Origin of the sequence: Bifidobacterium apicola, from assembly GCF_042846865.1 — a bacterium.
GTDB lineage: Bacteria > Actinomycetota > Actinomycetes > Actinomycetales > Bifidobacteriaceae > Bombiscardovia > Bombiscardovia apicola.
The window spans coordinates 924,348-947,796 of record NZ_BAAFQQ010000001.1 but is presented as its reverse complement, the minus strand read 5'-3'; the positions used below and the strand labels follow the sequence as shown (position 1 = coordinate 947,796).

Genomic DNA, 23,449 nt, shown 5'->3' with positions numbered 1-23,449 from the left:
TGCCGGTGGCTACTGGTGGTCGACCATGTCCCAGCCGGTGTGGATGACCTCCTGGTAAACCTCGTCAGGGTCCAACCGACCGAGTTCCTCGCTCATGCAGTCCACGGCAGAACGCAGGGGCATGGAGATGGTCTGTGAGGTCTGACCGGGCTGGTTGATTTGGGCCTGGTCGTCATTGTGGCGCTCCATGCTCATGACTCCGTCAGGGCGTTCGAAGTAGACGCCGGTGATGGCCTGGGCCTGCGGGTCGCGCTCAACAGTGACCGGCACCTTAAGTTTCAAGGCCAGCCAGGAGGCCAACAATTCCAAGGGCAGGTAGTGGGTCTGACCGGTCACTCTAACCGAACGGATGGGCAGGTGCGGCGGTTGCTGCACCATGGAGGTCAGCTGTGCCCGCCAGATGGTGATCCTGGTCCACGACAGGTCCACGTCCTTGGCGCTCGAATGGACAAGCAGCCTGGCGAAAGCGGCCTGGCGATCGTCGGCTTCCATCACGTCGGTGATTCTGCTGACGGCCATGGCTCCGATAGGATCCTGCGAGGGATCCAGAGGTGGATTGGCGGGCCACCAGACCACCAGAGGGGCATCCGGCACCAAGAGGGGGATGACCAGAGCGTCGGAATGGTCCAGCAGAGCCGCTACAGGTCTGAGCACAATCACCTCGCCAGCGCCGGCATCCGAGCCGAAGCGGATCTCGGCATCCAGGGTGCGGTCGCCGTCGTGGTCGGTGCTCTTGTAGGATACGCAGTCTTCAGACGACTGTACTGCAGCGATCCTCTGGTTCGCATCCTGTTCGGCCTGATGGTCTTCGGCATTGGTCACCATGGCGATGACCCGGCAGGGGTGTTCCCGGCTTGCGGCGTTTACGGTTTCCAGGGCCGTCTCCAGATGGGCCTGTTCGGTGACGATTACCAGGGTCAGCACCCGTCCCTGGGCGGCCTCCCCTCGCTCTACGTGGAGCTCGTCGATCTCCCGGGCGATGGCGGAGGTAGTGGTGTTATTCAGTCTGACGATCATGGCATCCTCCAGTGGTATCCATCGCGGGCCAGCATCTGATCAGCCTCCCGCGGACCCCAGGTGCCGGCACGATAGGGCTGGGGCTGGCCCTGTCCGGCCCAGAACTCCTCAATTGGATCCAGAATCTCCCAGGACAGGTTGACCTCCTCGGTGGTGGGGAAGAGGGGCGGATCGCCTAGGAGCACGTCCAGGATCAGCCGCTCATAGGCCTCGGGGGAGGCTTCGGTGAAGGAACGCCCGTAGGAAAAGTCCATGTTGACGTCGCGCACCTCCATGGCCGAGCCTGGGGTCTTGGCCCCGAAACGCAGGGTCACGCCCTCATCGGGCTGTACGCGGATGACTACGGCGTTGGCGCCCAGTTCACGGGTGGCGGTGGCTTCGAAAGGCAGGTGAGGGGCACGCTTGAAGACAATGGCGATCTCGCTGACACGCTTGCCCAGGCGCTTGCCTGTGCGCAGGTAGAAGGGGACGCCGGCCCAACGGCGGGTGTCCACATCAAGTCTGATGGCTGCATAGGTTTCGGTGGTGGAGGAGGGATCGATCCCGTCCTCGTCCAGGTAGCCGACCACATGCTGTGAGCCCTGCCAGCCTGCCGTGTACTGGCCCCTGGCTGTGTGGGCCGCCAGGTCCTTGGGAATGCGGACTGCGGAAAGAATCTTGGTTTTCTCGGCCGTCAGATCTGATGCCGAGAAGGAGACCGGCTCCTCCATGGCCGTCAGGGCCATCAGCTGCAGGAGGTGGTTCTGGATGACGTCCCTGGCTGCTCCGATTCCGTCGTAGTATCCCGCCCTGCCGCCGATGCCCATGTCCTCGGCCATGGTGATCTGCACGTGGGAGACGTAGTTGGAGTTCCAAACCGGCTCGAACATCATGTTGGCGAAGCGCAGGGCCAGGATGTTTTGCACAGTCTCCTTGCCCAGATAGTGGTCGATGCGGAAGACCGAATCAGGCTCGAAGACCTCGGAGACCACCCGGTCAAGCTCCTTGGCCGAGGCCAGGTCGCGGCCGAAGGGCTTCTCGATGATGACGCGGCGCCAGGCTCCCTGAGAGGAGTGGGAAAGTCCCGACTCGGCCAGCTGGCGAGCCACTTGGGGGAAGGCCTTGGGCGGCACCGACATGTAGAAGGCATGGTTGCCACGGGTGCCCCGGACCCGGTCCAGCTCCGAGACGGTTGCCGACAGACGACGGAAGGCCTCGGCATCGTCGAAGCTGCCCTTGACGAAGCGCATGCCCTGGCTCAGATGTCGCCAAGTTGAATCGTTGAAGGGGGTTCGGCAGTGAGCGCGGACGTTCTCCTCCGCGAAAGCGACAAACTGCTGGTCGCTCCAGTCGCGCCGTCCGAATCCGATCAGTCCGAAACTGGCCGGAAGCAGTCCCCGGTTGCCCAGGTCATAGACGGCTGGCAAGAGCTTTTTCTTGGCCAGATCGCCGGTGACGCCGAAGATGACCAGAGAGCTGGGTCCTGCGATGCGCGGCATGCGCAGATCGCGCGGATCCAGCAGGGGATTGCGCCAAGGCGCCTGCCCGGCGCTGTCCTCATCGGGAGGAGCGGGCCGGTCGGCGGAGCGCGCAAGTGATGAAGTGTCCATAGTGCTCCTCGTGAAATACCGTGACTCCCAGTCTACTGTCGGCGGCAGGGGGGCAGGGTTCGTTGTCCGCTGAAGTGTGATAAGCGTCGCAAAGGTCACATTTGGGGAAGGGATCCCTAGAATGGTCGGTATGATTCCCAATGTTCCCATGGCTGAGGCCTTGCACCGTCAGTATGCGCCGTCCCAGGCCGCCTATGAACTGATACACACCCACTGCCAGATCATTGCCGCGCTCGCGGTGCGCATGGCCGACCAGGTCAACGGGCGCCTGCTTCGCGGCGATGACCCTGACGGGATCCTGCCCGAGCGGCCATTGGACCGTGACCTGGTCCGTACAGGCGCCCTGTTGCACGATATCGGCACCTACCGGATTCTCAAGGACGACGGTTCCCAGGGCCGTCCCCTGACCTTCCAGGGCGAGCGGTACATCGAACATGGGCTGGAGGGCTATCGACTGCTGCTGGATGCTGGAGCGGATGAATCGGTGGCCCAGTTCGCCCGCAACCACACCGGAGTGGGACTGACCCGCCGTCAGGTTGAGGAGGAGCACCTGAACCTGCCGCTTGACGACTATCTGCCGGTCAACACCGAGCAGGAGGTGGTCATGTATGCGGACAAGTTCCACAGCAAGCACCAGCCGCCTATCTTTGTCTCAGAGCCCACCGCCGCCAAGCGCACAGCCAAGTATGGTCCTGACAACCTGGCGCGCTGGAGGCAACTTGTGGCCCGGTACGGGGTGCCTGACCTAAAGCCTCTGGCCAAGCACTATGGCATGACCATCGTCTGATCCGGCCGGCCCGGCCCCCAGGAACTGCGGAAGCGACCACCGAATTCACGCAGCATCCACGGGTCTGGCTGGTAGGGGTCGACCGGATCGGTCCGGCAGGTCGCAACGGCTTTCAGAAAATAGACCATGCCCTGTGCCCCATAAGCATAAGGTGATGCACACCAGACAGGGTTTCCTTCCAGAACGAAAGGCCGGTTCGACCCGCGGAGGAAGGCCAGATCCACGCTGATGGGAGCAGAACATCCACTCCTTGCTGCCTGGAGGGCGCAGTCCTCGGCGATCGTCTGATGCCTGGGATCGAAGACGGCTCCGTCGAAGATCGTGGCAATGGCTCTAGAATCTTCGCCCTCATGTAGACAGTATCCGCTGGAGGCCGCTATCTGGCCCCTGTCGACGATGACCCGCCATTCCTCATGAATATCAGGCAAGTGGGTCTGGATGCGAATCAGTGATTGCGGAGGGGCTGCCCGCAGAGCATCCTGTAGGTCTTCAAGGTTTCGCCGGGCTGCAGGAAATCCCGATACCCGGCCGGCGGCCAGCTGTGACCAGGGGCGCTGACCCAAGCCCAATGGCATCTGGTGCCAAGTCAGAATGGTTTCGGCTGTTACGGTCAGGATCCTGCGTCCCGTCAGAGACTGGTCCAGCTCATCCAGCCATCTGTTCGGTGGGGCTGAAAGGACCCAGGCGGGACGGTCATGGGAGGCCAGCCAGGCGTTCTGGGCGATCAGCAGACCAGGGGTGATCCATATGGCTTCCTTGGCGCCAACCTCTCGAATGGGGCCAAACCCATGGTGATGATGCAGAATGATTCCCTGTTGCCGACGTGGATCTTTATGATAAAAATCCGTGTGTTCGGCTTGGTTGGCTGCCAACTGCTCGGTCATGACCCGGGGTATCCACTCCTCATGGGTGATGACCGAACAGATCAGTGCAGTGCCGCCTGCCCTCTGTCGGGAAGGTTGAGGCTTAATCGACGATGAACCGGTCGTCGTAAGTGCCCTGGTCTACAGTGTCCGAACCGCCCGAGGTCAGGATGATCACGGTGCAGTCATGGCGGCGGGAGACCCGCTTCAATGTGGCCAGCAGGGTGTCCCAGTCGCCCGGCTCCAGTCCCTCGGTGGGCTCGTCGGCGATGAGCACGTCGCACTCGCAGCACAGGGCACGGGCCACAGAGGCCAGGCGGAAGTCCAAGTGGCCCAGGTCGGCGGTCTGCTTGTCCTGCAGACGATCGGGGAAGCCCACCTCATCCAGCAGGTGACGAGCCAGATTGTCCTTGGGGCCCAGGAATGTGCGCCCGCTGGCCTCCATGGTGTAGACAAGATTCTGCACGGCGGTCAGGTCGCGCCTCAAGGCATCGGTGCCGAAGATGGCACCAATCTGGTGGCCGCGATAGTCAGAGGCCAGAAGTTGGCGCAGGTCCGTTCCCCGGAAGAGCACGCTGCCTTGAGTGGGGGCGCGCAGACCGGTCATCAAGGCCATCAGGGCGGCCCGTCCGGAAGGGGAGGTGGTCTCCACCGAGTAGATGCGGCGACGCTGGAATTCCAAATCGACATCGTCCAGGATCTGTTCAGGGCGACCTTGGATTTTTCGTGTGTAATCCACGTGCTTCAAGGAGAGCACCGGGTAGCCGCCAGGGACCAGGACCCGCTGGTCATCGGTCTCCAGCAGCGGGTCCTCCTCCTGATCGTCCTCGAAATCTGCGGCATCTTCCTGGTCGATGACCACTCTGAAAGCGGCCATCGAAGCGTCCTGTTCGGATTCTTCGTCCGCCTGCACAGCTGCCTCTTCATGAAATTCCTCCCGGGATTCCGGCTTTGACCCTGTACCGGGTTCGGACAGCGGTTCGGCGCTGGTATTCTCGCTGATTTTTTGTTCAGAATCAGCTGCTGTTTGAACAGCTTTCTTCTGATTGGCTTGTTTCTGATCAGCCTTTGCCTGGGACTTTTCGTCCGGCTGCTGGTCCGATGTCTTTTCGCTCATGCCTCGTCCTCCAGGTCGTTGGTGTATAGCTGGGCGGTTCTGAAGGCTGCTACCCTTGCGGCTGCTGCCAGCGCGAGGACCAGGCAGACGGCCAGGCCGATAAGAATCATCTTCCAGATCAGGCCAGCATCAGGCATGCTGGCCAGGCTCCCGAGTCGGAAGAGCGACCGGCCCAGAGGTCGACTGATTGCGGTGCCCAGAGCCAGGCCCAGCACCAGTCCGGGCAGGGTGAGCAAGAGAGTCTCCAGGGCGAACTGCCAACCCAACCGGGCCTTGTGGATGCCAATGGTGATGGCCATACCGATCTCGTTGGCTCGTCCACGCAACATGAGAAACAGGCAGCCCAGCAGAATCAGCCCGCCCAGCAGGCAGACCAGGATAACGGCGGTCCGGGCCTGGTCGGCGGCCCGGTGGACCGGCTCCATCCGCCGCTGGTAGTCTTTCAGGCTAGGAGAGTCGATGTCGTACTGCGAGGCCTTGAGCCCGTCCTTGCGCAGTTCCTTGATGAACTTCTGGTAGGTGCTCGGCGAATCCAGGACGAAGGCCACGACAAGCTCATGACCAGGGTCTCCCGGCTTGCTGGCCGTGTCCAACCCCAGCATGGCGAAGGTGGGATAGGCCGTGTAGATGGCCCGGTTGGCCTTCTGGTCGACGGAATTGCGGTAGTGATAGATGCCCGAGACGGTCAGCTTGACCTGCTGATCCTGCTGGTGGGGATCCTTGATGGTCAGGGTGTCGCCCACCTTGAGCTTGTTGGCCTGCGCCATCTGCTTGGAGATCAGCACGGTCTGGGTGCCGGAGGCATTCTGAGAGGCGTAGTCCAGCCCCTTTCCCTGGTCCAGCACGAAGGGACCGTGAGGGAGGGTGGGCTCAGCCTCCTTGTCGGAGACGCCCACCAGGGAGTAAGCGCCTGACTGGGGCAGCCCCATCGGGCTGATGTCGGCGGTCTCATGGAAGTAGGCCTTGTACTGCATGCCGTCCATCTGCAAGCGCTGGGCATACTGGGAGTACTCGTTCCAGCCCAGGGGGGAGGCCTTGGTCCCCTTGCGCGGGCTGATGACGGCATCCACCTGTTGGGATTCGTAGTCTGTGGTACGTGCCTTGGTGTCAGCCTGGATCACAGTGGCTGCTGTCGTGGCCAGCGCCGCCACGACCAGGCAGACCAGAACCATGACCAGGCTCCGCGCCGCATGCCGCCTGATGGTGAACCAGGCGTTCTTGAGAACGAACATGACACCCTTCCTGATAGCGTTCCAGGGATGACCGGGCGGCCCGCCATGGCGGGCCTTAAGTCCGGTCGCCGTCCTCCAGTCTAGCCAGGGACGCTCCCAAGCTAGCGGTGCGAACTTGGAGCTTGCTGAATGTCTCGATCAGCCTCCGGCTGGTCGGCGTGAGAGAAGTTGCGCACCTTCAGAGAGACGGCCAGAGCGGCCAGAATCAGTACCAGGGTGAAGATCAATCCGTAGTGGGTGCCCCTGGTGAAGGCTTCGGCTTTATCAACTCCGGCTGCCTGACCCTCGCCCATGGCCAGCAGGGAAGTGGTGATGGCTGTAGCCACGGCTCCTACGATCTGCTGCATGGTGTTGATGATGGTGCTTCCGTCCCCGGACTGCGGGCCGCTCAGAGAGTTGAGCGCGTAAGTCTGGGCCGGTGACATGGCCAGGGGGCAGCCGATCATGAGGACGATGTGGGCAGCCACCACCAGGGCCACAGGGGTATGCGGGCCGGTGAACAGGAGGATGATCGTGCCAAGCAGGGCGACGAGGAATCCGCAACGGACGGGCATACGGGCCCCGAAGCCGTCGTAGAGTCGGCCGGCGAAGGCCGAGACCAGGGCGTTGATGGCGCCCCCGGGCAGCATGAGGATGCCGGTCATGGCTACGGGCAGAAGCAGCCCACGCTGCAGGAACTGGGGCAGCAGATACATGGAAGAGAGGATGACTGCGAAGTCAAGCATGACCAGGGTGGCACCATAGCGGAAGGCCGGGATGGAGAAGATGCGCAGATTGAGCACCGGGTGCTCCAGGCCCAGCTGACGACGAATATAGAGGACCAGCGCGCCCAGGGCCACGACCAGAATGATCAGGGTGACGGGGGAGAGCCATCCGTACCTGCTGGCCAGGCTGACTCCTGCCACCAGTCCGCCGAAGCCGACAATGGATTCCAGAATGGAGGCCAGGTCGGGCCGCTGGTGGGTGATGGTTCCCACGTTCTTCAGGAAGCAGAGGGCGAAGACCAGAGCCACCACCAGGAAGGGGGTGAAGAACCAGAATATCCAGTGCCAGGACAGCTTGCCCAGGATGATTCCGGTCAGGGTTGGGCCGATGGCGGGAGCGAACATGATGACCAGCGCGCACATGCCCATGACCGTGCCCAGACGGGCAGGCGGGAAGATCAGCATGGCCACGGTGAACATGAGCGGCAGGATCAGGCCCGTCCCGATGCCCTGGATCAACCGTCCCGCCAAAAGGACGGGGAATGTGGGGGCCATGGCCGAGATCACCGAGCCAGCCAGGAAGGCGACCAGGCCGAAGATCACGGTCTGCCTGGTGGTGAACCACTTGGAGATCAGACTGGAGAAGGGTAGGACGATGCCGATGACCAGCATGTACCCCGTGACCAGCCATTGCACGGTGGCGGCGGGGATTTGGAAGCTCTCCATCAGGTTGGGCAGGGCGATATTGAGCGAGGTTTCACTCAGCATGCCCACGAAGGCCCCGATCATCAGCGCGGCGATGGCCGGCCAGGGATGGGGGACGGCCGGGCGTGACCGGTGAACGGAGGCAGAGGTGGACGTGTTTTGCACGATAATGATCTCCTTCTTCAGACAAACAGCACGCCATCTTAGGGAGGCGGTCATTTTTTCGTAAGTCGGCATGTCTGCTCGCTTCGCCGAAGGCGTGCCGCATCGGGACGGAAAAGGTTATGCTCGGGAATGGTCGTCAGAGACCATAAGGAGGGTGCGTGTGGATTGGCATGCAGAGGTCTACGGGTCAAGAGCCGTTGGTTCAGGAGGTCATGGCTTCTATGATCCGGGCGATGAGGAGGAGGGGCGAACCTTTGGCGACCCGGATCCCATCGCTGATTCCACCCTGCGTCGGCTGGGCGGCAAGGCCTACTTCCGTGCCCATCAACTACTGGATGATCGGCGTTTTACGGACCTGCGCCTTCGGCATTTGGGGGCGCTGACCGTTCTCAAAGGGCGTGTGCCCGCCACCTATCAGCCGGATGGCGACTGCATGGTTCAGGCTCGGCTGGACGAGCAGGCCCATCGGGTCATTGACTCCTCCTGCACTTGCCGGGCCTTTGGTCGCCAGGGTCCTGCATGCAAGCATGTAGTCGCTCTGATCATGGCCTACAACGAGTCCAGCCAGGCCTTTGCAGGATCGGACGACTGGACCGGCGACGAGGATCGGCACAGGTCAGCCCGATCGACCTCGGGACCCTTGGCAGCTTATATGCACCGGCAGGAGGGTCGGCGGCGGCAGGCCTTTCGTGACCGCCAGCTGAGCCTGCTCAAGCAGGAGAACGGGCCGGTAGGCGGCCGTCACCTGCCCATCGGCTCGGTCGGACTGATCCCCGACCTGACCAGTGAGCGCGGAGGCTGGCTGGTCCGTCTGCACATCACCCTGTCCTCCCACGGGGTCGCCTACCTGGTCAAGGACCTGCCGGCCCTGCTGCGCGCCGTGGACCATGGCGAATTCATGTCTTACGGACGGCGGTTGGCCTTCATTCATTCTCGTGACACCTTTGATGACCGGGCCCAGGCTCTGTTGACCATTCTGGAAAGGGCCGGTGCCATCCGTCGTAGCCTGGCCGAGCAGGAGGGGGGCATGCGCCGCCGTCTTACACGTGCAGGATTGGCGGGGATCCGCCTCAGCGACGACGAAGTGGCGCAGATCCTCAATCTGTACGTGGACTCAGGGCTCACCTTGGACTACACGCCTCCCGAGGACTCCTTTCTGCAGACCATGCCTGCCCCCGTGATAGACGGAGACCCGGACCCTGGCATTGCGGTCAGCGAGGAGGCGGACGGCTACCGGATCACTCATGCTCTGGGCGTGGAGCGTTTCATCGTAGGTCAGTCCCATTCCTTCGTTATTGTGCGCCCCTCGCAGCCCGGCATAGGGCTGGATTTGGGGCCGGTCATCCACCGTTGCAGCGCGCGTTTCATGCGTCATCGGGACCTGTTGGAGACCCTCTGCCGCCCCGGCGAGGATCGTGATCTGCATCTGGATGCCGACGATCTGGACCTGTTCGCCCGGACAGTCCTGCCCGACCTGGATCAGGGTGCCCATGAAGGACCCGGGCTCTCCGCCAGTCTGCCCGATGAGCTGGATGCCCGGCGGCGGCCGCCTTGCAGGATCGAGCTTTACCTGGACAGGGATCGGCAGGGGGTCAGCTGTGACCTCAAGGCCCGCTACGGGGATCGTCTTCTGTCCGTAAGCGCTGATCCCGGCTCCGAGGATGAACCCGGCAGGGATCGGGAAAACGAGTCTTTGGCCCGGCAGACAGTTCGCCGCTATTTCCCCCTGATGGAGAAGGGGTTGGCCCGCATCCCCGAGGAGAACGAGGAAGCTATCCACACCCTGCTGACCCGGGGCCTGCCAGTGCTCAAGGGTCTGGGGAGGGTCTTCTCCACCCCGGCCTTCGACGGACTGAGCGTCGTCTCTCATCCGCAGATCCGCGTGGGTGTGCGGGTGCGCTCCGGACTGGTCGAGATCTCGCCCATTGCCGATGAAGTAGGGCCAGAGGAAGCCGTTGCCATTCTGGCCGACCATCGCCGTCGTCGGCGCTTCCATCGGCTGCGCAACGGTGCCTTCGTCGAGTTGGCTGATCTGAATACGGATGCTGTGGACACCCTGGCCGAAGACCTAGGCATCGACCCGGCTGATCTGGCCAAGGGGCCGGTCCGAGTGCCTGAATTCCAGCTCGGCTACCTGGATGCGCTGGTGCCCGAGCAGGACCGTGATTCCAGCTTCCGTAACTACCTGAAGGAACGCAAGCCTGATCCTGAGGGGTTCAAAGTTCCCGACGGGTTGCGCGGACAGCTCAGACCCTATCAGATCGAAGGGCTGCGTTGGCTATGCACCCTGAGTGACCGCGGTTTCGGGGGCATCCTGGCCGACGAGATGGGCCTGGGCAAGACCATACAGATGCTGGCCTACCTGCTCTCCCGTCGGGATCAGGCCAGGGATAGGGGACCCTCGTTGATTGTCTGCCCGGCCTCCTTGGTCTACAACTGGGAGGCCGAGTGCCGCCGCTTTACGCCGGATTTGCGGGTAGCGGTCCTGGCCGGAGGACGCAGTCAGCGTCAGGCTCTGCTGGATCAGGCGAAGTCCTACGATCTGCTGATTACTTCATATGATCTGCTCAGGAGGGACCTGGACCGGTATCAGAGTCTGCCCTGGTATGCCTTGGTTCTGGATGAGGCGCAGTACATCAAAAACCATGCCACCAAGGCCGCACGTGCCGTACGTGCGCTGGACAGCCTGCACCGGTTCGCTCTGACCGGCACGCCCATCGAGAACCGGCTGTCCGAGCTTTGGAGCATCTTCGACTTCCTGATGCCGGGGATGCTGGGTCCCTACTCCCGGTTCCGGGACCGCTTCGAAATGCCCATACTCAGCGGCGATCAGGATGCCCAGTCCCGGCTCCAGGCTCTGGTGGGACCTTTCATTCTGCGTCGGCTCAAGTCACAGGTGCTGACGGATCTGCCCGAGAAGATCGAAAACGTGATCAGCGTGCCCTTGCAGGGTCGTCAGCGCAAGCTCTATGCAGCCCTGGAGCAGGAGCTGAGGGCCACGCTCAACAAGGAAAGGGATCAGGAGTACGAGGTCGGCAAAATCCAGGTCCTGGCCCAGCTGACCAGGCTGCGGGAGGTCTGCTGCGATCCGCGTCTGGTCTACCAGGATCAAGGCCGGGACCGGCGGGGCGATTCGGCCAAGCTGGATGCCATCGAGGATCTGGTGGTCTCTTGTCAGGATGCCGGGCGCAAGATGCTGATCTTCTCCCAGTTCACCTCCTACCTGGACCTGATAGCTCAACGGCTCCGTCGGCTGGACGTGTCCTACGATCAGATCACTGGCGCTACATCCAAGAAGCGGCGGCTGGAGATGGTGGAACAGTTCAACAGGGATGCCACGCCGGTCTTTCTGATCTCCCTGAAGGCCGGCAATACCGGACTCAACCTGACCGGAGCCTGTGTGGTGGTCCATGCGGATCCCTGGTGGAACGCCGCTGCCCAAGAGCAGGCCAACGACCGCGCTCACCGGATCGGTCAGACCCAGGATGTCAACGTCTACCAGATCGTAGCCAAGGACACCATCGAGGAACGCATCCTCAATCTGCAACACAGTAAGAGCGACCTGGCATCGCGCTTTGTCGACTCGGCCGCGTCCACCGGCGCTGCCAACGTGGCCAGGCTGAGCAGAAAAGATCTTCTGGCCCTGTTGGGCTGAGTAAGCCGGGTCGGTCAGACGATTGCCAAAGCAGGCCTACATATGATAATTATTTATCATTAATATAAAATATTGTCTTTGTCGGGCAAAGGAGCCTGATAAGATGTCGGCATCAACCAATAAAGAGCCTGCGGCGATAGGATCATATTCAGGGTTCCGACATAGTGGCAGGTTGCTGATCACCTCGGGCCAGCTGCCCTTGAACCCGAAGACCAATCGAATTGAAGCGACAGGCCTTCATGATCAGGCGCTGCAATGTCTTGAGAACATACGTTGCATTCTTCAGAGCGAGCAGCTGGATTTTTCGGATGTGCTCAAGCTGACTGTCTACATGACCGATCTGGCTGCTTTCTCGCAGGTTAATCAGGCCTTTATGGAAAGCATGGCGAGACCTTATCCTGCCGGGACCGCTGTGCAGATCTCAGTCCTTCCTTTTGGGGGCGAACGTTGAGATCGAGGCCATTGCTTTAGGCGGGCAATCATGAGCGAAACGACAAGGAGCGTGATAACCGCATCCGGTCGGCCGTCGTCAATTGAGCGTCATGCCGCCAAGGGGGTGATGAGCGTGGTGGAATGGAAGGAGGCTACCAAGTTCGATGGCACCGACTGGCGATGGGTAATTATGAGCATCGGCATGGCTATCGGCGCGGGCATTGTTTTCTGCCAGTGAAGGTGGGATCGGTCGGTCTCTGGGCCTTTCTGGTCTCAGCCATCATCGCTTACCCGGCCATGTATCTGTTCCAGAAGCTATTCATCAACACTCTTGCCGAATCCAAGGAATGCGTGGATTATCCCAGTGTCATCACCGGTTACTTGGGAAAGAACTGGGGATTCCTGCTTGGGGTGCTGTATTTCATCATGCTGCTGATCTGGGTTTTCGCGTACTCCACGGCCATCACCAACGACAGCGCCTCTTATCTGCGCCCTTTCCACATTACCAAGACGGTGCTGTCTCATAATCCCTTCTACGGACTGGCTACAATCTGCATCTTGGTCGCCATCGCTTCTCGAGTTGAAAAAGTGCTCTTCAAGATCTCCGCTTTTATGGTGATGACCAAGCTGATCATCATCTTCGCCCTGGGAGTGGTCATGATCGGATTGTAGGATGTCCACAACGCAGGAGCCTTCCCGGATTGGGGCTACCTGGTCAAGCAGGCCATCGTTCTTCTGCCCTTCACCCTGACCTCCATGTTCTTTTTGCAATCCCTGTCTCCCGTGGTCGTCTCCTTCCGCGCACATAACAAGAACATCGAAGTCGCACGGTGCAAGGCCATCAGAGCCGTGAACATAGCATTCGTGACATTGTTCCTGGCGGTTTTTTTCTATGCAGCGTCCTTCAACTCGGCGCTTGGGCACGATCAGGCCGTCAAGGCCTGTCAGGGGATTGCCGTCAATGTCCTCAAGCGGTTCATGCCCGAGGGGGAGAATCAATAAGAAGATTCTGGGCTTCGCCATCCTGATCTTCGCTGTGTTGGCAGCCTGGGGAGCTATTGTGCTGAACGCTCCGGTATTGAGCTTCGCATCCATCTGTTCGCCGATCTTCGGCATGATCGGTTGTTTGATGCCGGCCTATCTGGTCATCAAGGTCCCTGCACTGCACGAGTATCGTAATGTCAGCTTGGTGCTGATCGTCTTCGTGGGGATTCTTCTGGCCATATCGCCCTTCCTGGCCTTCCTGTGATTTTTCGTGGCCTTGTCATTGTCGTTAGTCGTAATTCGAATGCTGTGAAGGGTCTATTCATGTGTGAAAATATCGATGATCTGTTCGTTCAGGCGCTTAAGGAAAATGTTCTGCCGGCCATCGGCTGCGCGGAGCCTGTAGCAGTCGCTTATGCAGCGGCCATAGCCCGATTGCTGCTGGACGGTCTTCTGTCGATGCTATTGAAGCGTCGAGGTGCAGGTGTCGCCGAACATTATGAAGAATGCCCTGGCGGTTATCGTTCCGGGAACCGGTAAGCCGGGGCTGAAAGCGGCCACGGCAGCTGGCATCATTTCCGGCGACTGCAAGGCAGGGCTCAAGGTCATAGCTGGCATAAGGGAGGATGAGCTGTCGGCCATCTTGGACCTGGCCCGATCCGGAAAGATCACCGTCAGTGTGGCGCCAGTGGATGATGATCTGTATGTGGAGCTGCGGATTGTCGAGGCCAAGGACGATGCCATCGTTACCATCGCCGGTGATCACACCAATATTTTCCGAATCGAGGAAAACGGGATTCGGCTCAAGGATGAGCCAGACCCGCTGCCCATGAGCTCTCACCTGTTAAGGGGACACTGCAGAAGCACACGCTGCAGGAAATTTGGGATTTCTCCCTCAATGTCCCCTTCGAACACATCGCTTTCATGGAAGAGGCCGGGACCATGAACATGGACCTTTCCAGAGAAGGACTGCGCCATGAGTATGGCTTGGGACTGGGGCTTTCCAAGGACGGGGCCCGGGTAAGGTTCGGCTCGGGAGCCGAAGCTGACCTGTCGACGAAGATGATCGCCTATACTTCGGCGGCTTCCGATGCGCGCATGGGCGGCGTCCAGCTGCCAGCCATGTCAAATTCAGGATCCGGTAATCAAGGAATCACTGCCTCGGTTCCAGCGAGCGTAGCGGCTGAACAAGTCAAAGCTGATAGAGAGACCAGGGTGCGAGCTCTGACCCTTTCACATCTGACGGCCATCCGCATCCATGCATTCCTGCCGATTCTTTCCGCATTCTATGCTGCAGATACAGCGGCCATGGGTGCGGCTGTAGCCATCGTCCACCTGATGGGGCACGACTATGATGTCGCAGCCCGGGCCGTGCAGAACATGGCCGGCGACGCAAACGGCATGATCTGCGATGGTGCGGGATGCTCCTGCGCTATGAAGGTGGCCTCTTCAGTGTCCTCTATGTACCGTTGTGTCAATCTGGCTATGCAGGGGACCGTGATTCCTTCCAGCAATGGGATGGTTCGCCCAGATATAGATGAAACCATCAGAGGGAAAGGCAAGCTTGGCACGACCGGCATGCGGGCTACTGATTTCTTGCTGCGAATCCTGCATCGGGGCTTGGCGGAGGAACGCGATTATGCAGCGGGATATGCCGGGCATTCTGACAAGAGAGATCGGGAATTGGTATCCTCACCCTATTTCATACGGCGGAAGGGTCGAATTGTAGGGATGCTGTGCATCAATACCGATCAGTCGGCCTTGGAGGATTTCCTGGCCGCGACGCCTGCTCTGCAGAGGTACTTCCTATTCGTCGCGACTGGGCAGTTCAATAAACGAAAGGAACCCCAGCCTCAAAGGATTGAACATGATGAAGCTGAACGACCTGTCCAAGAGAATCTTTCTGCTTCGGTTGATGGCATGGGTGAACGGGTAATCGCGGCTATGGTTGCCAAGACAGGACGGCAGCCCGATCATTTCAACTCCTCGGAACGCTTAAGCATCATTCGCGACCTGGATGAAAGCGGATACTTCATGCGCAAAGAAACGGTTTCGGTAATTGCCAGACGGCTTGAACTGGCCGATTCCTCCATCTATCGTTATCTGCATTCGGTTCGTCGAACCTGATCATCGTCAAACTTCATTGTCTTGGTTTGTCGCTCTGATAAGAAGCCCCCGGCCTGTCAGGGGTTATTGCGACAGGACCGGGGGGACCGGATCATGCAGGTGGTTTAAGGTCAGTAGCTGGCTGAGGTGGGCCCCTCGAAGCGGACTTTCAGCCCCCGGCCGTGATGAAGGAACATCTCGGCACCATGGCGGTCAATATCGCGGTGGGTGAAGAGCATGCGGATGGCGAAGGCCGTCTGTACATCATCGGGAAGGTCAAGGAAGGCCTTATGGGCATCCCAGCCATCGGCAGCGACGGCCTTGTTAGGCACGTAGGCATATCCATAGCCGTCTTCGTCAACGTATCCCAAGAATGGCAGGTCCCATGCCTGGTGGTAGCTCAGTTGATCCTTGTAATCCTCAACCTTTTTGAGAGCCTCATCGCTGATACCGTATTTGCGGGCGACCTCGTTGGCCTTGGCGGTCTTCGCGGCGGCATCTTTTTGGAACATGGAAGTATCAACAACAATGACTGTATCGTCTGCCATGACTGACCTTTCTGTCTGACGGCTTGCACGTGTGACAACGACATCATGACCGTGCAGGGCCATGACTATTCGGGTGACCATCCATCATCGACGGTGACCCCTGGATGCGAGATTCCTTCCAATTGCAAGGATACCAAATTTCATCTGCAAATAGGAACAGGCACCATGATGTTCACCATGGGTGCCTGTCTCTAGTGAGGAATAGGTCCGGCTATGTTCGCGTGCAGAGAATTATCTGCCTAGGTCGATGTCCTGATTTCGGCGACGCCGAAGCAGGCAGGTCAGTGCCAGGCCGAGGATGACAGTGCCGACAGTCAACGCTACAGGCATGACTACGTCTGAGCCGGAGGCAGCCAAGGCTGCGGAACCTGTAGAGGATTTCGCCTGGCCGTCAGAAGGCCGGTTTCCTGAAGCCGTTTTTTGACCGTCAGAGTCGGTTTGGCCTGGATTGCTCGGTTCTGCTGGCGGATTCGCCTCGTCATGCTCTCCGGAGTTGCCAGGGTTGTCCGGGTTATCCGGCTGGGCTTTGTAGGCGTTGGTGAAGGTAGGGTTGTTGCCTTGGATGGCGGCCTGGAGCTGGCCGTTGAGGTCGTCGCTGACGTGGACGGCGATCTGGGCGGTGGACTGGTCGTAGGCGATGCCGTCGAGGCTGCCCTGGACCTCGCGCACGGAGTAGGCGTAGTCGCCGGGCTTGCTCAGGGTCTGGGGGGTGAATTCGATCTTCCCGTCAGCCTTGTTGGCTGCCTCGTCCAGCTGGTTGCCGTCCTTGTCGTACAGGCGGAAGGAGAATTCCCCGTCCTTCAGGCTTCTGCCGTCCATGCGTTTGAAGGCGGTGAGCCGGACCTGGGTGGGCTGGGCCTTGTAGGCGTTGGTGAAGAGCGCCTTGCCTATCTTGTTGCCATCGTCGTCAGCCCACTCCGCCTTGGCGGTACGGCGCAACCGGTTTACGTCGCTTTTCAAAGTGATGGTAAGGATTGCATTATTCTGACCATATGTCAGGCCAGGAATGGAACCTGCTTCCTGGTGTACACGGTACTTGTAGCTGCCGTCGCTGAGCAGGGCATGCGTGTTGATGGGCACCTGGGTATCTTGGTTGTCGGCGTTGATGATGATTTGGCTGGGCAACGCTGCGGACGGTGCGCCAGACAGGGGCTCGACAGTCAATGTGAAGGAGTCTGTACGGAGCCAGTTCCTGCCTTTGATCTGTACTTTGACTCCAGCAGACGCTTCATCGGTATCCATCGTTCCTGTCAGACCGCAGTTGTTATAGTCCAGAGACTGGCTGGCCGCAACCATCTCTTCGGCTTCCGCGAAGTTGATCTTGTCGATGTACGCGCCTACCAGCTTTCCGCCATCGACAAGATTGCTGGCTGAAGAGTTCATGCTCGGAGAAGCTTTATCAGCCCCTGGGATTGTTGTGGTGAGATGAGTCCAGTCAGTACCCGAGGCCGGTTCAAACCGCAAGCGGAAATGTCCGGCAGGCATATTGGTCAGCGTGTACTTGCCTTCGCCATCAGTTTCCGTGGTCAGCTTTTTATAGGGGGAGACGACTGAATTGACAGGGTTGTTTTGCGTGTCCAAGAGGGTGACTTTGACATCTTTGAGCCGAGGGTCATCCTCAGAGCATATTCCGTCACCGTTCTTATCGTACCAGACCATACCGCTGACAGAACGTTGAGCTACTCTCGCCTGGGCGGAAACCTGGTTGAGCGAATTTCCCCAGCGGTTTAGGTAGAGATCACCGGGGCCATTGTCTCCGGGATCTATGTGGAAGGTGATGTCATAGCGGAACTTTCCGGACTGATTGCTTACGATGAAGACCCAGGCAACCGCGTTTTTTGGCATGGTCACCTTGCCTGTCTCCTGATTTAAAGTGGCTGGCTCCCAGGATTGGTAATCTGCAGATTTTATAGATCGCGTATCACGCGTCCGCCATTGTTCATCGAGCGTAAATTTGATGGTAAGCCCGCTCAGATCACTCCCTGCGGCTTTTACGCTCATATCGGTAAGAGTCGATCCCTGGAGGTTGGGATTGTCGACAGCCCGCTGGTTGTAAGGCATGATGTCTATGGCGTAGTGACGTTCCTTGCCGCTGCCTGCAGCGCTGCTCAGCATGTTGGTGAATCCGATGGGCTTACCAGAGTCATTGATGGTCTGCAGCGCTGAGGTGGACATGCTGGTGGGATTGATTTTCAATGGGTGGATTTTGAAGCTGCTCGTGGTCCTCAGAGTAGGATTGACTTCAGGCCTGCGGTTGATTTTGGGCAGGGACATGTTGTTTTTTGACTTGACCGAGGCAAGGGTTTCTAGGTCCTCGCCATCAGGGCCGCTGTTTATGTCTTTGCTTGGGTCGGTTGTGTCGCCAATATATGTGGAGAAATAGATGACGTGGGGGCCGCTATCGTTCACTTTGATGTTTGTCAGAGTCCAGGACAGGGTGGTTTTCCCCTGCTCGTTAGTGACCACGTTGGGTTCGAGGCTTTCTCCTTGGTCGACATGACCCATTTCTGGAGTGCCCTCTGTATAGGTGCCGCCCAGATATGCGCTGCCAGGAATGTAGTGGAGCTTGGCGGGCAGTTGGTCCGTTATGTAGAGCTCGGTGGTGCCGTCTTTAGCGGCTTCTGCTGTTGAAGGCACCATATTGACGGACAGTTTCCAGTCCGCGTAACGCTGGTCATCGTCTATGTCGAAGTTCTTCTTGCGGTTCGTATCAGAACCTTGTGCTGTGGTGTTGGAAATATAGTTGGTCTGACCGCCGACATAGAGGCTATCGCCCTGTTCATTGCCGCCAGTGTCATCGCCTTTGTAACCTGTCGTTTGGTCGTAGCTGGCCTTCTTGTACCCATTCATGGCCGTCTGGAAGTGGGGGGTGGTCTCCTGAAACAGCTTGTAGGGGTCTTGTGCCTCAGCCCAATTCTCCCAGTCCTGATTGCTGGAATTATTGGCATCCAAATGGGCTTTGTCTGCCAGTTGGTCGCGACTGAAGGCTCGTGAAACCGAGGTCAGCTGGGCCACCGATCCCACCGGGGCATCTGCCCGTACATTGACCAGAAACCCTCCGAATCCATAGTGAGCGTTGTCACTATTGGCGAAGACGTCTGACGCGGCAGTGCGGGCTCCTAAGAGTATGCCCACGACAGTTTTCCCCTGCTCTTGCGCAGCTTTCGGCGTATCATAGAAACTGAGGTCTTTGATATCAGCCTTGGCCTGCTCGTCATCGTTTTTCCAGGTGGAACCATCTGGCTTGGCGGCATACTTGACCATTGTCGGAGACTTGGAACCGCCTTTGACGTCGTTGGAGGCATCCTGCCAGAGGCCATTGCCGTCCCAGGGCAGGTTGAGCTCACCAGGGTCAGGCAGTTTGATAACACTCGGGTCTATCTTGACCAGGGTTAGTCCCAACAGAGGCAGTTCATCCTTGCTGGTTGTGAATTTGAAGCCGGCCATGACACGCACCTGAGTTCCAGCCATGGCTGAATCGGTTCCCCGTAGGGTGTCAGGCGCATTCCACCAGCCGCAATCTACTCCATCATCGAAGTAATTGGGCTCATACAGGCAACTGTACTGGATGATATTGCGGATGCTTGAGGGCTTGGCATGATCCTGGGTAAAGACGACATCTTTTCGCTCGTCGTCGGTTTGGACTGTTTGGTTGTCTGCACCCATGACACTCGAGGCTGATGGCAGCTTCGTTCCTGATGCCGAAGTTGCCTCGAGTCCGCCGTCATTGATTGTGGCATGCAGGCTGAGTCCGGTCTGGCCGTAGTAATCGGCGACATCCTTGTTCTCGATTGTGGAGGGGTTGAAGACATAGAGGTAACCAGCGGAGATTTCGCCCACCTCTGCGCGTTTGCAATTGGTTGAGGCCAGAATCGGCGTGCATTCAACGTTTGGGGCATAAGTATGCCCCAGCTTGGGAAACGGGTCGTTCGCCTGGTAGCCCTTCAAAGTCAGCTTTACTTTGAGACCCTGCTCATCGCGCTGCTGTTCATCCAGGCTGTATTTGCCGTTGCCTTGGACCCGATCCACTCCGGCATGACCGCCAGTTGCACGGGCGTAGTCATAGTTGTTGAGACGAGGATTCCAGCCCTGGTCGGCAGTATTGCGCCCGCTGTTGGTGAAACCGCCGTCAATGGTGCCAATATCCCAGAAGTATGGCTGCAGCTCGGCTTTCTGGTCATGAGGGTTTCCGTCCTTGTTCTGCCAGGCGTTGCTCAAAGAGAAGGAGAAAGTAATGGGGCCGGCAGGCACCTCCAGACCCTTGAGGCCCTTGGTGCGGTCGGGCCAGCGCATATCTACGGCCCAGTTGAACTTGCTGATGATCCCCTTGCGTTTTCCAAGCTGATGGTTGATGTAGTTTTGTGCTTCCGGAGTGCGGAAGTCGAAATCTTGATTGCTGGACGCGTCACTGGCCCCGCCGGTAATTCGCAGGTTGAGGTTGAGCTTGGCCGAGACGGTAACAGGATCGGAGGTGAATGAAGCCGGATCGGTCATGGTGCTGGCGTCTGGAGCGCCCCAGGCCTCTACCTTGGGAGCAAATTTGCTGCCGTTGGCCATGTTACGGACCCATAGAACCAGGCTGACGCGGGATTTGCCTGGAATTACGGTAGGCGAATCCTGCGTGGGGGTGAGCAGTCGGTAGACGGTAAGCACCTGGGCAGGTTGGCCCTCGATGGTTTCTGTGGACAGTTCGGGTTTGTAGCCTGTGCTTGTGTCCACCCAGCCCATTGAGTCCAGATCAAAGCTGACCTTATCGGCAGGCTGGTTCAGCGTGAATCTGAATCCTATTCGGGCGCGGCGGTAAGCGTTTGCTTCATCTCGGGCATTCACGTCAAAGGAGTAGGTGTATGACACCCTGTCGAAGGAGCGCACAATGTCATTGTCTGCATCATGGTCGTTACCGGCGGCGTCGTCCTTGTCGAAAGGAGCGGTGCCTGTGTCTCGGGAGGATGGGGCCAACGAGGTGACTATGGCATCGTCAGTGTCCAGCATGTCCTTTGTATTCGACCTGCTGGCCGGCGGGCCAATGGATTGGACTGGCATTGACTGGTCTGAAGAGGTGGATTTTTCTGTTTGCACAGATCGAGCCGCGTTGGATTGGACCAATGAGGACTGGTCTGATTTGGATGATGCAGATTTTGCTGATGTCGCTGCCCTTTGCCCATCCTGTTGCGCTTGCGTCGGCACCGATGCCGAGGTGGAGGCGGTGGTTTGGGCATCTGCAGTTTGTTCGCCATCGGCTGCCGCCATGGTAGGTATCAACATGGCCATTGCCATGAGGCCGGCCAGGAATCTTCCGCTCAAATTACCCTTTGCCACGTTTCTCCTTTTGAGCGCCGACGACCGTCTTGGGCGTCGTGCCGGGGCGTCTTCTTCAGGTCATCCGGTCGACTGTATATGATGCTTCTATAAATCAGTATACAAAGTATTCCTCTATTGCTGTGAGCCTGCGGAGAAAAGATCGATTATGGGCAAAGCAAGGAGGGGCGCATGATTGAACGCGATCGTCGTGGGTCAACGGGGGCAGGATCCATGGGCCGTGGAATGCGCGAACGGCTGGCCGTTTATGGTCTCTTCGTCATCATGGGCATCGGTACTTCTGCTTGGATTTCGCGACTGCCAACAGTCAAGGTACGCTTAGGTCCGCAGCCTTCGGGCCTGGCTCTAATGACTATCTTGGGCGGATGCGGTGCTCTGATCGGCATGCTGGTTCAGGGCGATCATCCGCCTTCGACAGGCAGTTGGCAGCCTGGGGCGATGCCCTGGTTCTTATGCTTGCCCTGATCAATGTAGCCCTCGAGGCAGCGAAGGTGCCGTCAATGATTGGAGCGGGACTGGCTTGGTCGATACCTTCGGTGTCCCCGAGTCTCAGGCAGGTCTGGCTCCCACGATTTTCGCTGCAGCCATGATCGTCTCAAGGCTGCTGGGAACCCAACTGATCGAGCGGTTCGGAAACATGCGCTCGCTGGTTCTTGCTCTGCTGGTCCCGGCCCTGGGCATCCTTATCTACGCTCTTTCGCCCTTTTTCGTGCTCAGTCTTGTGGGTACTGGGATCTGGGGCATCAGGGCTGCTCTGGGTGTGCCCAGCGTCACCACTCTGGCAACCAGGGATCCGGCCATGGCAGCCCAGCGGGCTTCAGCCATCTCAACTGCCTGCTACCGGGTCTCTTGGATCATTCCTCCGGCTATCGGATTTTTGGCCGACCACACCGGTGTCAGACCGGCCCTGCTGCCTTTGGCGCTCCTGCTGGCGGCGGCCACCCTCCTGGTGCCCTCGGCAGCTGGACTCACTCGGGAATGATGCTCTTTGACTGGCAAAACTCCGCTAACCGGTTGTCAGGTGAATCCAGTAGATAGAGCCGAGCAGCACAGTCTCTGGGCAGATACTCGGATTCGAACAGCCGCTCCCATACATTGCCATACACATCAGTGAATTTTATGGCCACAGCAGTCAGTCGATACCGGCCTTGACGATCCCCTCTATCCAGAAAGCGGGGGGATTCGAAGAGAGGCTGAGGGCAGATGGCAGGAAGGCTCCAGACGAATCGTTTATCAGGGTCCATAGAGATGACCCAGTCCCCCGTTGGCAGTGTCCGCCAAGCGTGATGATTGCCGAATCCAGGCGCCCGATAATAGTTGGCTGTATTGTTCTGAAGACTGATGGCTTGTAAGCGTGTCTGGTCCAGCAGATTCCAATGAACCAGGATCGAGACCTTACGGATGGTGCCCTCGCTGTGGTTGGTGATGATCAGATGTTCATCGGCCCCCTGCTTCTGATCTTCGGTCCGAGCGGTCTTGGACTCCCAAACATCAACTCGTGAAGCTTGCTTGAGCAGGGTCTGGTAGAGGTCATAGCTGCGCCGTTCATCGTCCTTGGCGAAGGTTGTCTTCATCTGCCGGGCGGAGTACACGATGGTCGCGGGAATGGCCACAACTGTGGCTAAGGCTGTGATGGAATTAAGGATGAGATTAATGACATCGATGATGGGCATGGACACTTTCCTTCAATATCTTCAACGTAGTCCCAAGCAAAATCGTACATCGCTGTTGTATGTGGTCTCATGCCATCCAGGAGCAACCGTCAGATGGTCGGATGGATGCCTTTTCCTGCCAGATTCTTCAAGCATTCCTGTAGATAGGCTGCATTGTGCTCAGGATAGACGGGGGCTGTCAACGGTACTTCAGCAAGGTCCTCATAGGGAGGGCAATGCCTGCCGCGGTAGAGCGGGTCGTACCAAGCAGGATCGGGATGGTAGCCGCGCTCGCGCATGGTCGCCATGACTAATAGATGAAACTGAAAGAGCTTGTATGGGGAGTGGAGAAAGACATAGTCAACGGTGGCATGCCGTCGTCCCCAGCCCAGGCCACGCAGGGCAGTGATCTCCCGATGCTGGCCCAGCAGCTGCTGTCTGGGAAGCAGCGGGATCAGGTCCTGATGCCACAGTCGCATGACGACCCCCCTCATCGGGGTCATAGATGAACCCCTCTTTCAGCCTAGCCGCTTGCATCGCTGTAAAGCGGACTGGCAGAGAGAGGGGTTCCGGC

The 23,449-nt window shown here is 58.9% G+C and carries 21 protein-coding genes; 11 read left to right on the top strand and 10 right to left on the bottom strand.

The window, feature by feature from the left end; translation table 11 throughout:
- Nucleotides 1-9: 9 nt before the first annotated feature.
- Both ACGG9J_RS04005 and zwf read right to left on the bottom strand, forming a co-directional pair.
- Nucleotides 10-1,017 (bottom strand): glucose-6-phosphate dehydrogenase assembly protein OpcA, encoded by a 1,008-nt coding sequence (locus tag ACGG9J_RS04005; RefSeq protein WP_390133839.1) that lies wholly within the window; start codon nt 1,015-1,017, stop codon nt 10-12.
- Entirely contained in the window at nt 1,014-2,606 is a 1,593-nt protein-coding gene (zwf, locus tag ACGG9J_RS04000) for a glucose-6-phosphate dehydrogenase (RefSeq protein ID WP_390133837.1), read from the bottom strand. The genes ACGG9J_RS04005 and zwf overlap by 4 nt, the downstream gene beginning before the upstream one ends.
- A 121-nt stretch (nt 2,607-2,727) precedes the next feature.
- On the opposite strand from zwf, the gene ACGG9J_RS03995 reads away from it, so the two are divergent.
- Nucleotides 2,728-3,393: an HD domain-containing protein gene (locus tag ACGG9J_RS03995; RefSeq protein WP_390133835.1), complete on the top strand. Its 666-nt coding sequence runs from the start codon at nt 2,728-2,730 to the stop codon at nt 3,391-3,393.
- Here the strand turns inward: ACGG9J_RS03995 and ACGG9J_RS03990 are convergent.
- From ACGG9J_RS03990 to ACGG9J_RS03975, 4 genes are all read right to left on the bottom strand, one after another.
- On the bottom strand, nt 3,372-4,277 hold the full coding sequence (locus tag ACGG9J_RS03990; protein ID WP_390133833.1) for a hypothetical protein: 906 nt from the start codon (nt 4,275-4,277) through the stop codon (nt 3,372-3,374). The two genes, ACGG9J_RS03995 and ACGG9J_RS03990, sit on opposite strands and share 22 nt — an antisense overlap.
- 82 nt (nt 4,278-4,359) lie before the next feature.
- On the bottom strand, nt 4,360-5,373 hold the full coding sequence (locus ACGG9J_RS03985; RefSeq protein WP_390133831.1) for an ATP-binding cassette domain-containing protein: 1,014 nt from the start codon (nt 5,371-5,373) through the stop codon (nt 4,360-4,362).
- Nucleotides 5,370-6,605: an FtsX-like permease family protein gene (locus tag ACGG9J_RS03980; protein WP_390133829.1), complete on the bottom strand. Its 1,236-nt coding sequence runs from the start codon at nt 6,603-6,605 to the stop codon at nt 5,370-5,372. The genes ACGG9J_RS03985 and ACGG9J_RS03980 overlap by 4 nt, the downstream gene beginning before the upstream one ends.
- 101 nt (nt 6,606-6,706) lie before the next feature.
- Nucleotides 6,707-8,179 (bottom strand): DHA2 family efflux MFS transporter permease subunit, encoded by a 1,473-nt coding sequence (locus tag ACGG9J_RS03975; protein ID WP_390133827.1) that lies wholly within the window; start codon nt 8,177-8,179, stop codon nt 6,707-6,709.
- Between the two features lie 160 nt (nt 8,180-8,339).
- Between ACGG9J_RS03975 and ACGG9J_RS03970 the strand changes: the two genes are divergently transcribed.
- The 7 genes from ACGG9J_RS03970 to ACGG9J_RS03940 all read left to right on the top strand — a co-directional run bounded on the left by ACGG9J_RS03970 (nt 8,340) and on the right by ACGG9J_RS03940 (nt 15,377).
- The gene (locus ACGG9J_RS03970; protein WP_390133825.1) at nt 8,340-11,834 is read left to right on the top strand and encodes an SNF2-related protein; all 3,495 of its coding nucleotides are present in this window, start codon (nt 8,340-8,342) and stop codon (nt 11,832-11,834) included.
- Between the two features lie 103 nt (nt 11,835-11,937).
- Nucleotides 11,938-12,285 (top strand): Rid family hydrolase, encoded by a 348-nt coding sequence (locus ACGG9J_RS03965; RefSeq protein WP_390133823.1) that lies wholly within the window; start codon nt 11,938-11,940, stop codon nt 12,283-12,285.
- A 30-nt stretch (nt 12,286-12,315) separates the two neighbouring features.
- Nucleotides 12,316-12,504, top strand: a complete 189-nt coding sequence (locus ACGG9J_RS03960) for a hypothetical protein (protein ID WP_390133821.1) — start codon at nt 12,316-12,318, stop codon at nt 12,502-12,504.
- Nucleotides 12,501-12,938: an SLC5/6 family protein gene (locus ACGG9J_RS03955; protein ID WP_390133819.1), complete on the top strand. Its 438-nt coding sequence runs from the start codon at nt 12,501-12,503 to the stop codon at nt 12,936-12,938. The genes ACGG9J_RS03960 and ACGG9J_RS03955 overlap by 4 nt, the downstream gene beginning before the upstream one ends.
- A gap of 289 nt (nt 12,939-13,227) precedes the next feature.
- On the top strand, nt 13,228-13,515 hold the full coding sequence (locus ACGG9J_RS03950) for an amino acid permease (protein ID WP_390133817.1): 288 nt from the start codon (nt 13,228-13,230) through the stop codon (nt 13,513-13,515).
- Between the two features lie 219 nt (nt 13,516-13,734).
- The gene (locus ACGG9J_RS03945) at nt 13,735-14,196 is read left to right on the top strand and encodes a hypothetical protein (RefSeq protein WP_390133815.1); all 462 of its coding nucleotides are present in this window, start codon (nt 13,735-13,737) and stop codon (nt 14,194-14,196) included.
- Complete coding sequence (locus ACGG9J_RS03940; protein WP_390133813.1) at nt 14,193-15,377, top strand: L-serine ammonia-lyase, iron-sulfur-dependent, subunit alpha; 1,185 nt, start codon at nt 14,193-14,195, stop codon at nt 15,375-15,377. Before ACGG9J_RS03945 ends, ACGG9J_RS03940 begins: the two co-directional genes overlap by 4 nt.
- 110 nt (nt 15,378-15,487) lie before the next feature.
- Here ACGG9J_RS03940 and ACGG9J_RS03935 read toward each other — a convergent pair whose 3' ends face one another.
- Nucleotides 15,488-15,904 carry a glycerophosphodiester phosphodiesterase gene (locus ACGG9J_RS03935; RefSeq protein WP_390133811.1) on the bottom strand — a complete coding sequence of 139 codons (417 nt, stop codon included), beginning with the start codon at nt 15,902-15,904 and terminating at the stop codon, nt 15,488-15,490.
- A gap of 231 nt (nt 15,905-16,135) precedes the next feature.
- On the bottom strand, nt 16,136-20,896 hold the full coding sequence (locus ACGG9J_RS03930; RefSeq protein ID WP_390133809.1) for a Spy0128 family protein: 4,761 nt from the start codon (nt 20,894-20,896) through the stop codon (nt 16,136-16,138).
- Between ACGG9J_RS03930 and ACGG9J_RS03925 the strand changes: the two genes are divergently transcribed.
- The 3 genes from ACGG9J_RS03925 (at nt 20,874) to ACGG9J_RS03915 (ending at nt 22,205) form a co-directional block, all read left to right on the top strand.
- A complete protein-coding gene (locus ACGG9J_RS03925; RefSeq protein WP_390133807.1) occupies nt 20,874-21,305 on the top strand; it encodes a hypothetical protein in 432 nt (143 codons plus the stop codon). The two genes, ACGG9J_RS03930 and ACGG9J_RS03925, sit on opposite strands and share 23 nt — an antisense overlap.
- A gap of 89 nt (nt 21,306-21,394) precedes the next feature.
- Nucleotides 21,395-21,688: a hypothetical protein gene (locus tag ACGG9J_RS03920; protein ID WP_390133805.1), complete on the top strand. Its 294-nt coding sequence runs from the start codon at nt 21,395-21,397 to the stop codon at nt 21,686-21,688.
- A gap of 55 nt (nt 21,689-21,743) precedes the next feature.
- Entirely contained in the window at nt 21,744-22,205 is a 462-nt protein-coding gene (locus tag ACGG9J_RS03915) for an MFS transporter (protein WP_390133803.1), read from the top strand.
- Here the strand turns inward: ACGG9J_RS03915 and ACGG9J_RS03910 are convergent.
- A complete protein-coding gene (locus ACGG9J_RS03910; RefSeq protein WP_390133801.1) occupies nt 22,192-22,896 on the bottom strand; it encodes a hypothetical protein in 705 nt (234 codons plus the stop codon). The genes ACGG9J_RS03915 and ACGG9J_RS03910 overlap by 14 nt on opposite strands.
- An 89-nt stretch (nt 22,897-22,985) precedes the next feature.
- Complete coding sequence (locus tag ACGG9J_RS03905; RefSeq protein ID WP_390133799.1) at nt 22,986-23,378, bottom strand: TIGR02328 family protein; 393 nt, start codon at nt 23,376-23,378, stop codon at nt 22,986-22,988.
- Nucleotides 23,379-23,449: the final 71 nt, after the last annotated feature.

Excerpts from the sequence above, each read along its gene's own strand:
- ACGG9J_RS03965 (WP_390133823.1), top strand. The coding sequence starts at position 11,938 with ATGTCGGCATCAACCAATAAAGAGCCTGCGGCGATAGGATCATATTCA.
- ACGG9J_RS03980 (WP_390133829.1), bottom strand. The coding sequence starts at position 6,605 with ATGTTCGTTCTCAAGAACGCCTGGTTCACCATCAGGCGGCATGCGGCG.
- ACGG9J_RS03990 (WP_390133833.1), bottom strand. The coding sequence starts at position 4,277 with ATGACCGAGCAGTTGGCAGCCAACCAAGCCGAACACACGGATTTTTAT.
- ACGG9J_RS03925 (WP_390133807.1), top strand. The coding sequence starts at position 20,874 with ATGGCATCGTCAGTGTCCAGCATGTCCTTTGTATTCGACCTGCTGGCC.
- ACGG9J_RS03930 (WP_390133809.1), bottom strand. The coding sequence starts at position 20,896 with ATGCTGGACACTGACGATGCCATAGTCACCTCGTTGGCCCCATCCTCC.
- ACGG9J_RS03950 (WP_390133817.1), top strand. The coding sequence starts at position 13,228 with ATGTCCTCAAGCGGTTCATGCCCGAGGGGGAGAATCAATAAGAAGATT.
- ACGG9J_RS03995 (WP_390133835.1), top strand. The coding sequence starts at position 2,728 with ATGGTCGGTATGATTCCCAATGTTCCCATGGCTGAGGCCTTGCACCGT.
- ACGG9J_RS03940 (WP_390133813.1), top strand. The coding sequence starts at position 14,193 with ATGAACATGGACCTTTCCAGAGAAGGACTGCGCCATGAGTATGGCTTG.
- ACGG9J_RS03910 (WP_390133801.1), bottom strand. The coding sequence starts at position 22,896 with ATGCCCATCATCGATGTCATTAATCTCATCCTTAATTCCATCACAGCC.
- ACGG9J_RS03935 (WP_390133811.1), bottom strand. The coding sequence starts at position 15,904 with ATGGCAGACGATACAGTCATTGTTGTTGATACTTCCATGTTCCAAAAA.
- ACGG9J_RS03905 (WP_390133799.1), bottom strand. The coding sequence starts at position 23,378 with ATGACCCCGATGAGGGGGGTCGTCATGCGACTGTGGCATCAGGACCTG.
- ACGG9J_RS04005 (WP_390133839.1), bottom strand. The coding sequence starts at position 1,017 with ATGATCGTCAGACTGAATAACACCACTACCTCCGCCATCGCCCGGGAG.
- zwf (WP_390133837.1), bottom strand. The coding sequence starts at position 2,606 with ATGGACACTTCATCACTTGCGCGCTCCGCCGACCGGCCCGCTCCTCCC.
- ACGG9J_RS03960 (WP_390133821.1), top strand. The coding sequence starts at position 12,316 with ATGAGCGAAACGACAAGGAGCGTGATAACCGCATCCGGTCGGCCGTCG.
- ACGG9J_RS03920 (WP_390133805.1), top strand. The coding sequence starts at position 21,395 with ATGATTGAACGCGATCGTCGTGGGTCAACGGGGGCAGGATCCATGGGC.
- ACGG9J_RS03985 (WP_390133831.1), bottom strand. The coding sequence starts at position 5,373 with ATGAGCGAAAAGACATCGGACCAGCAGCCGGACGAAAAGTCCCAGGCA.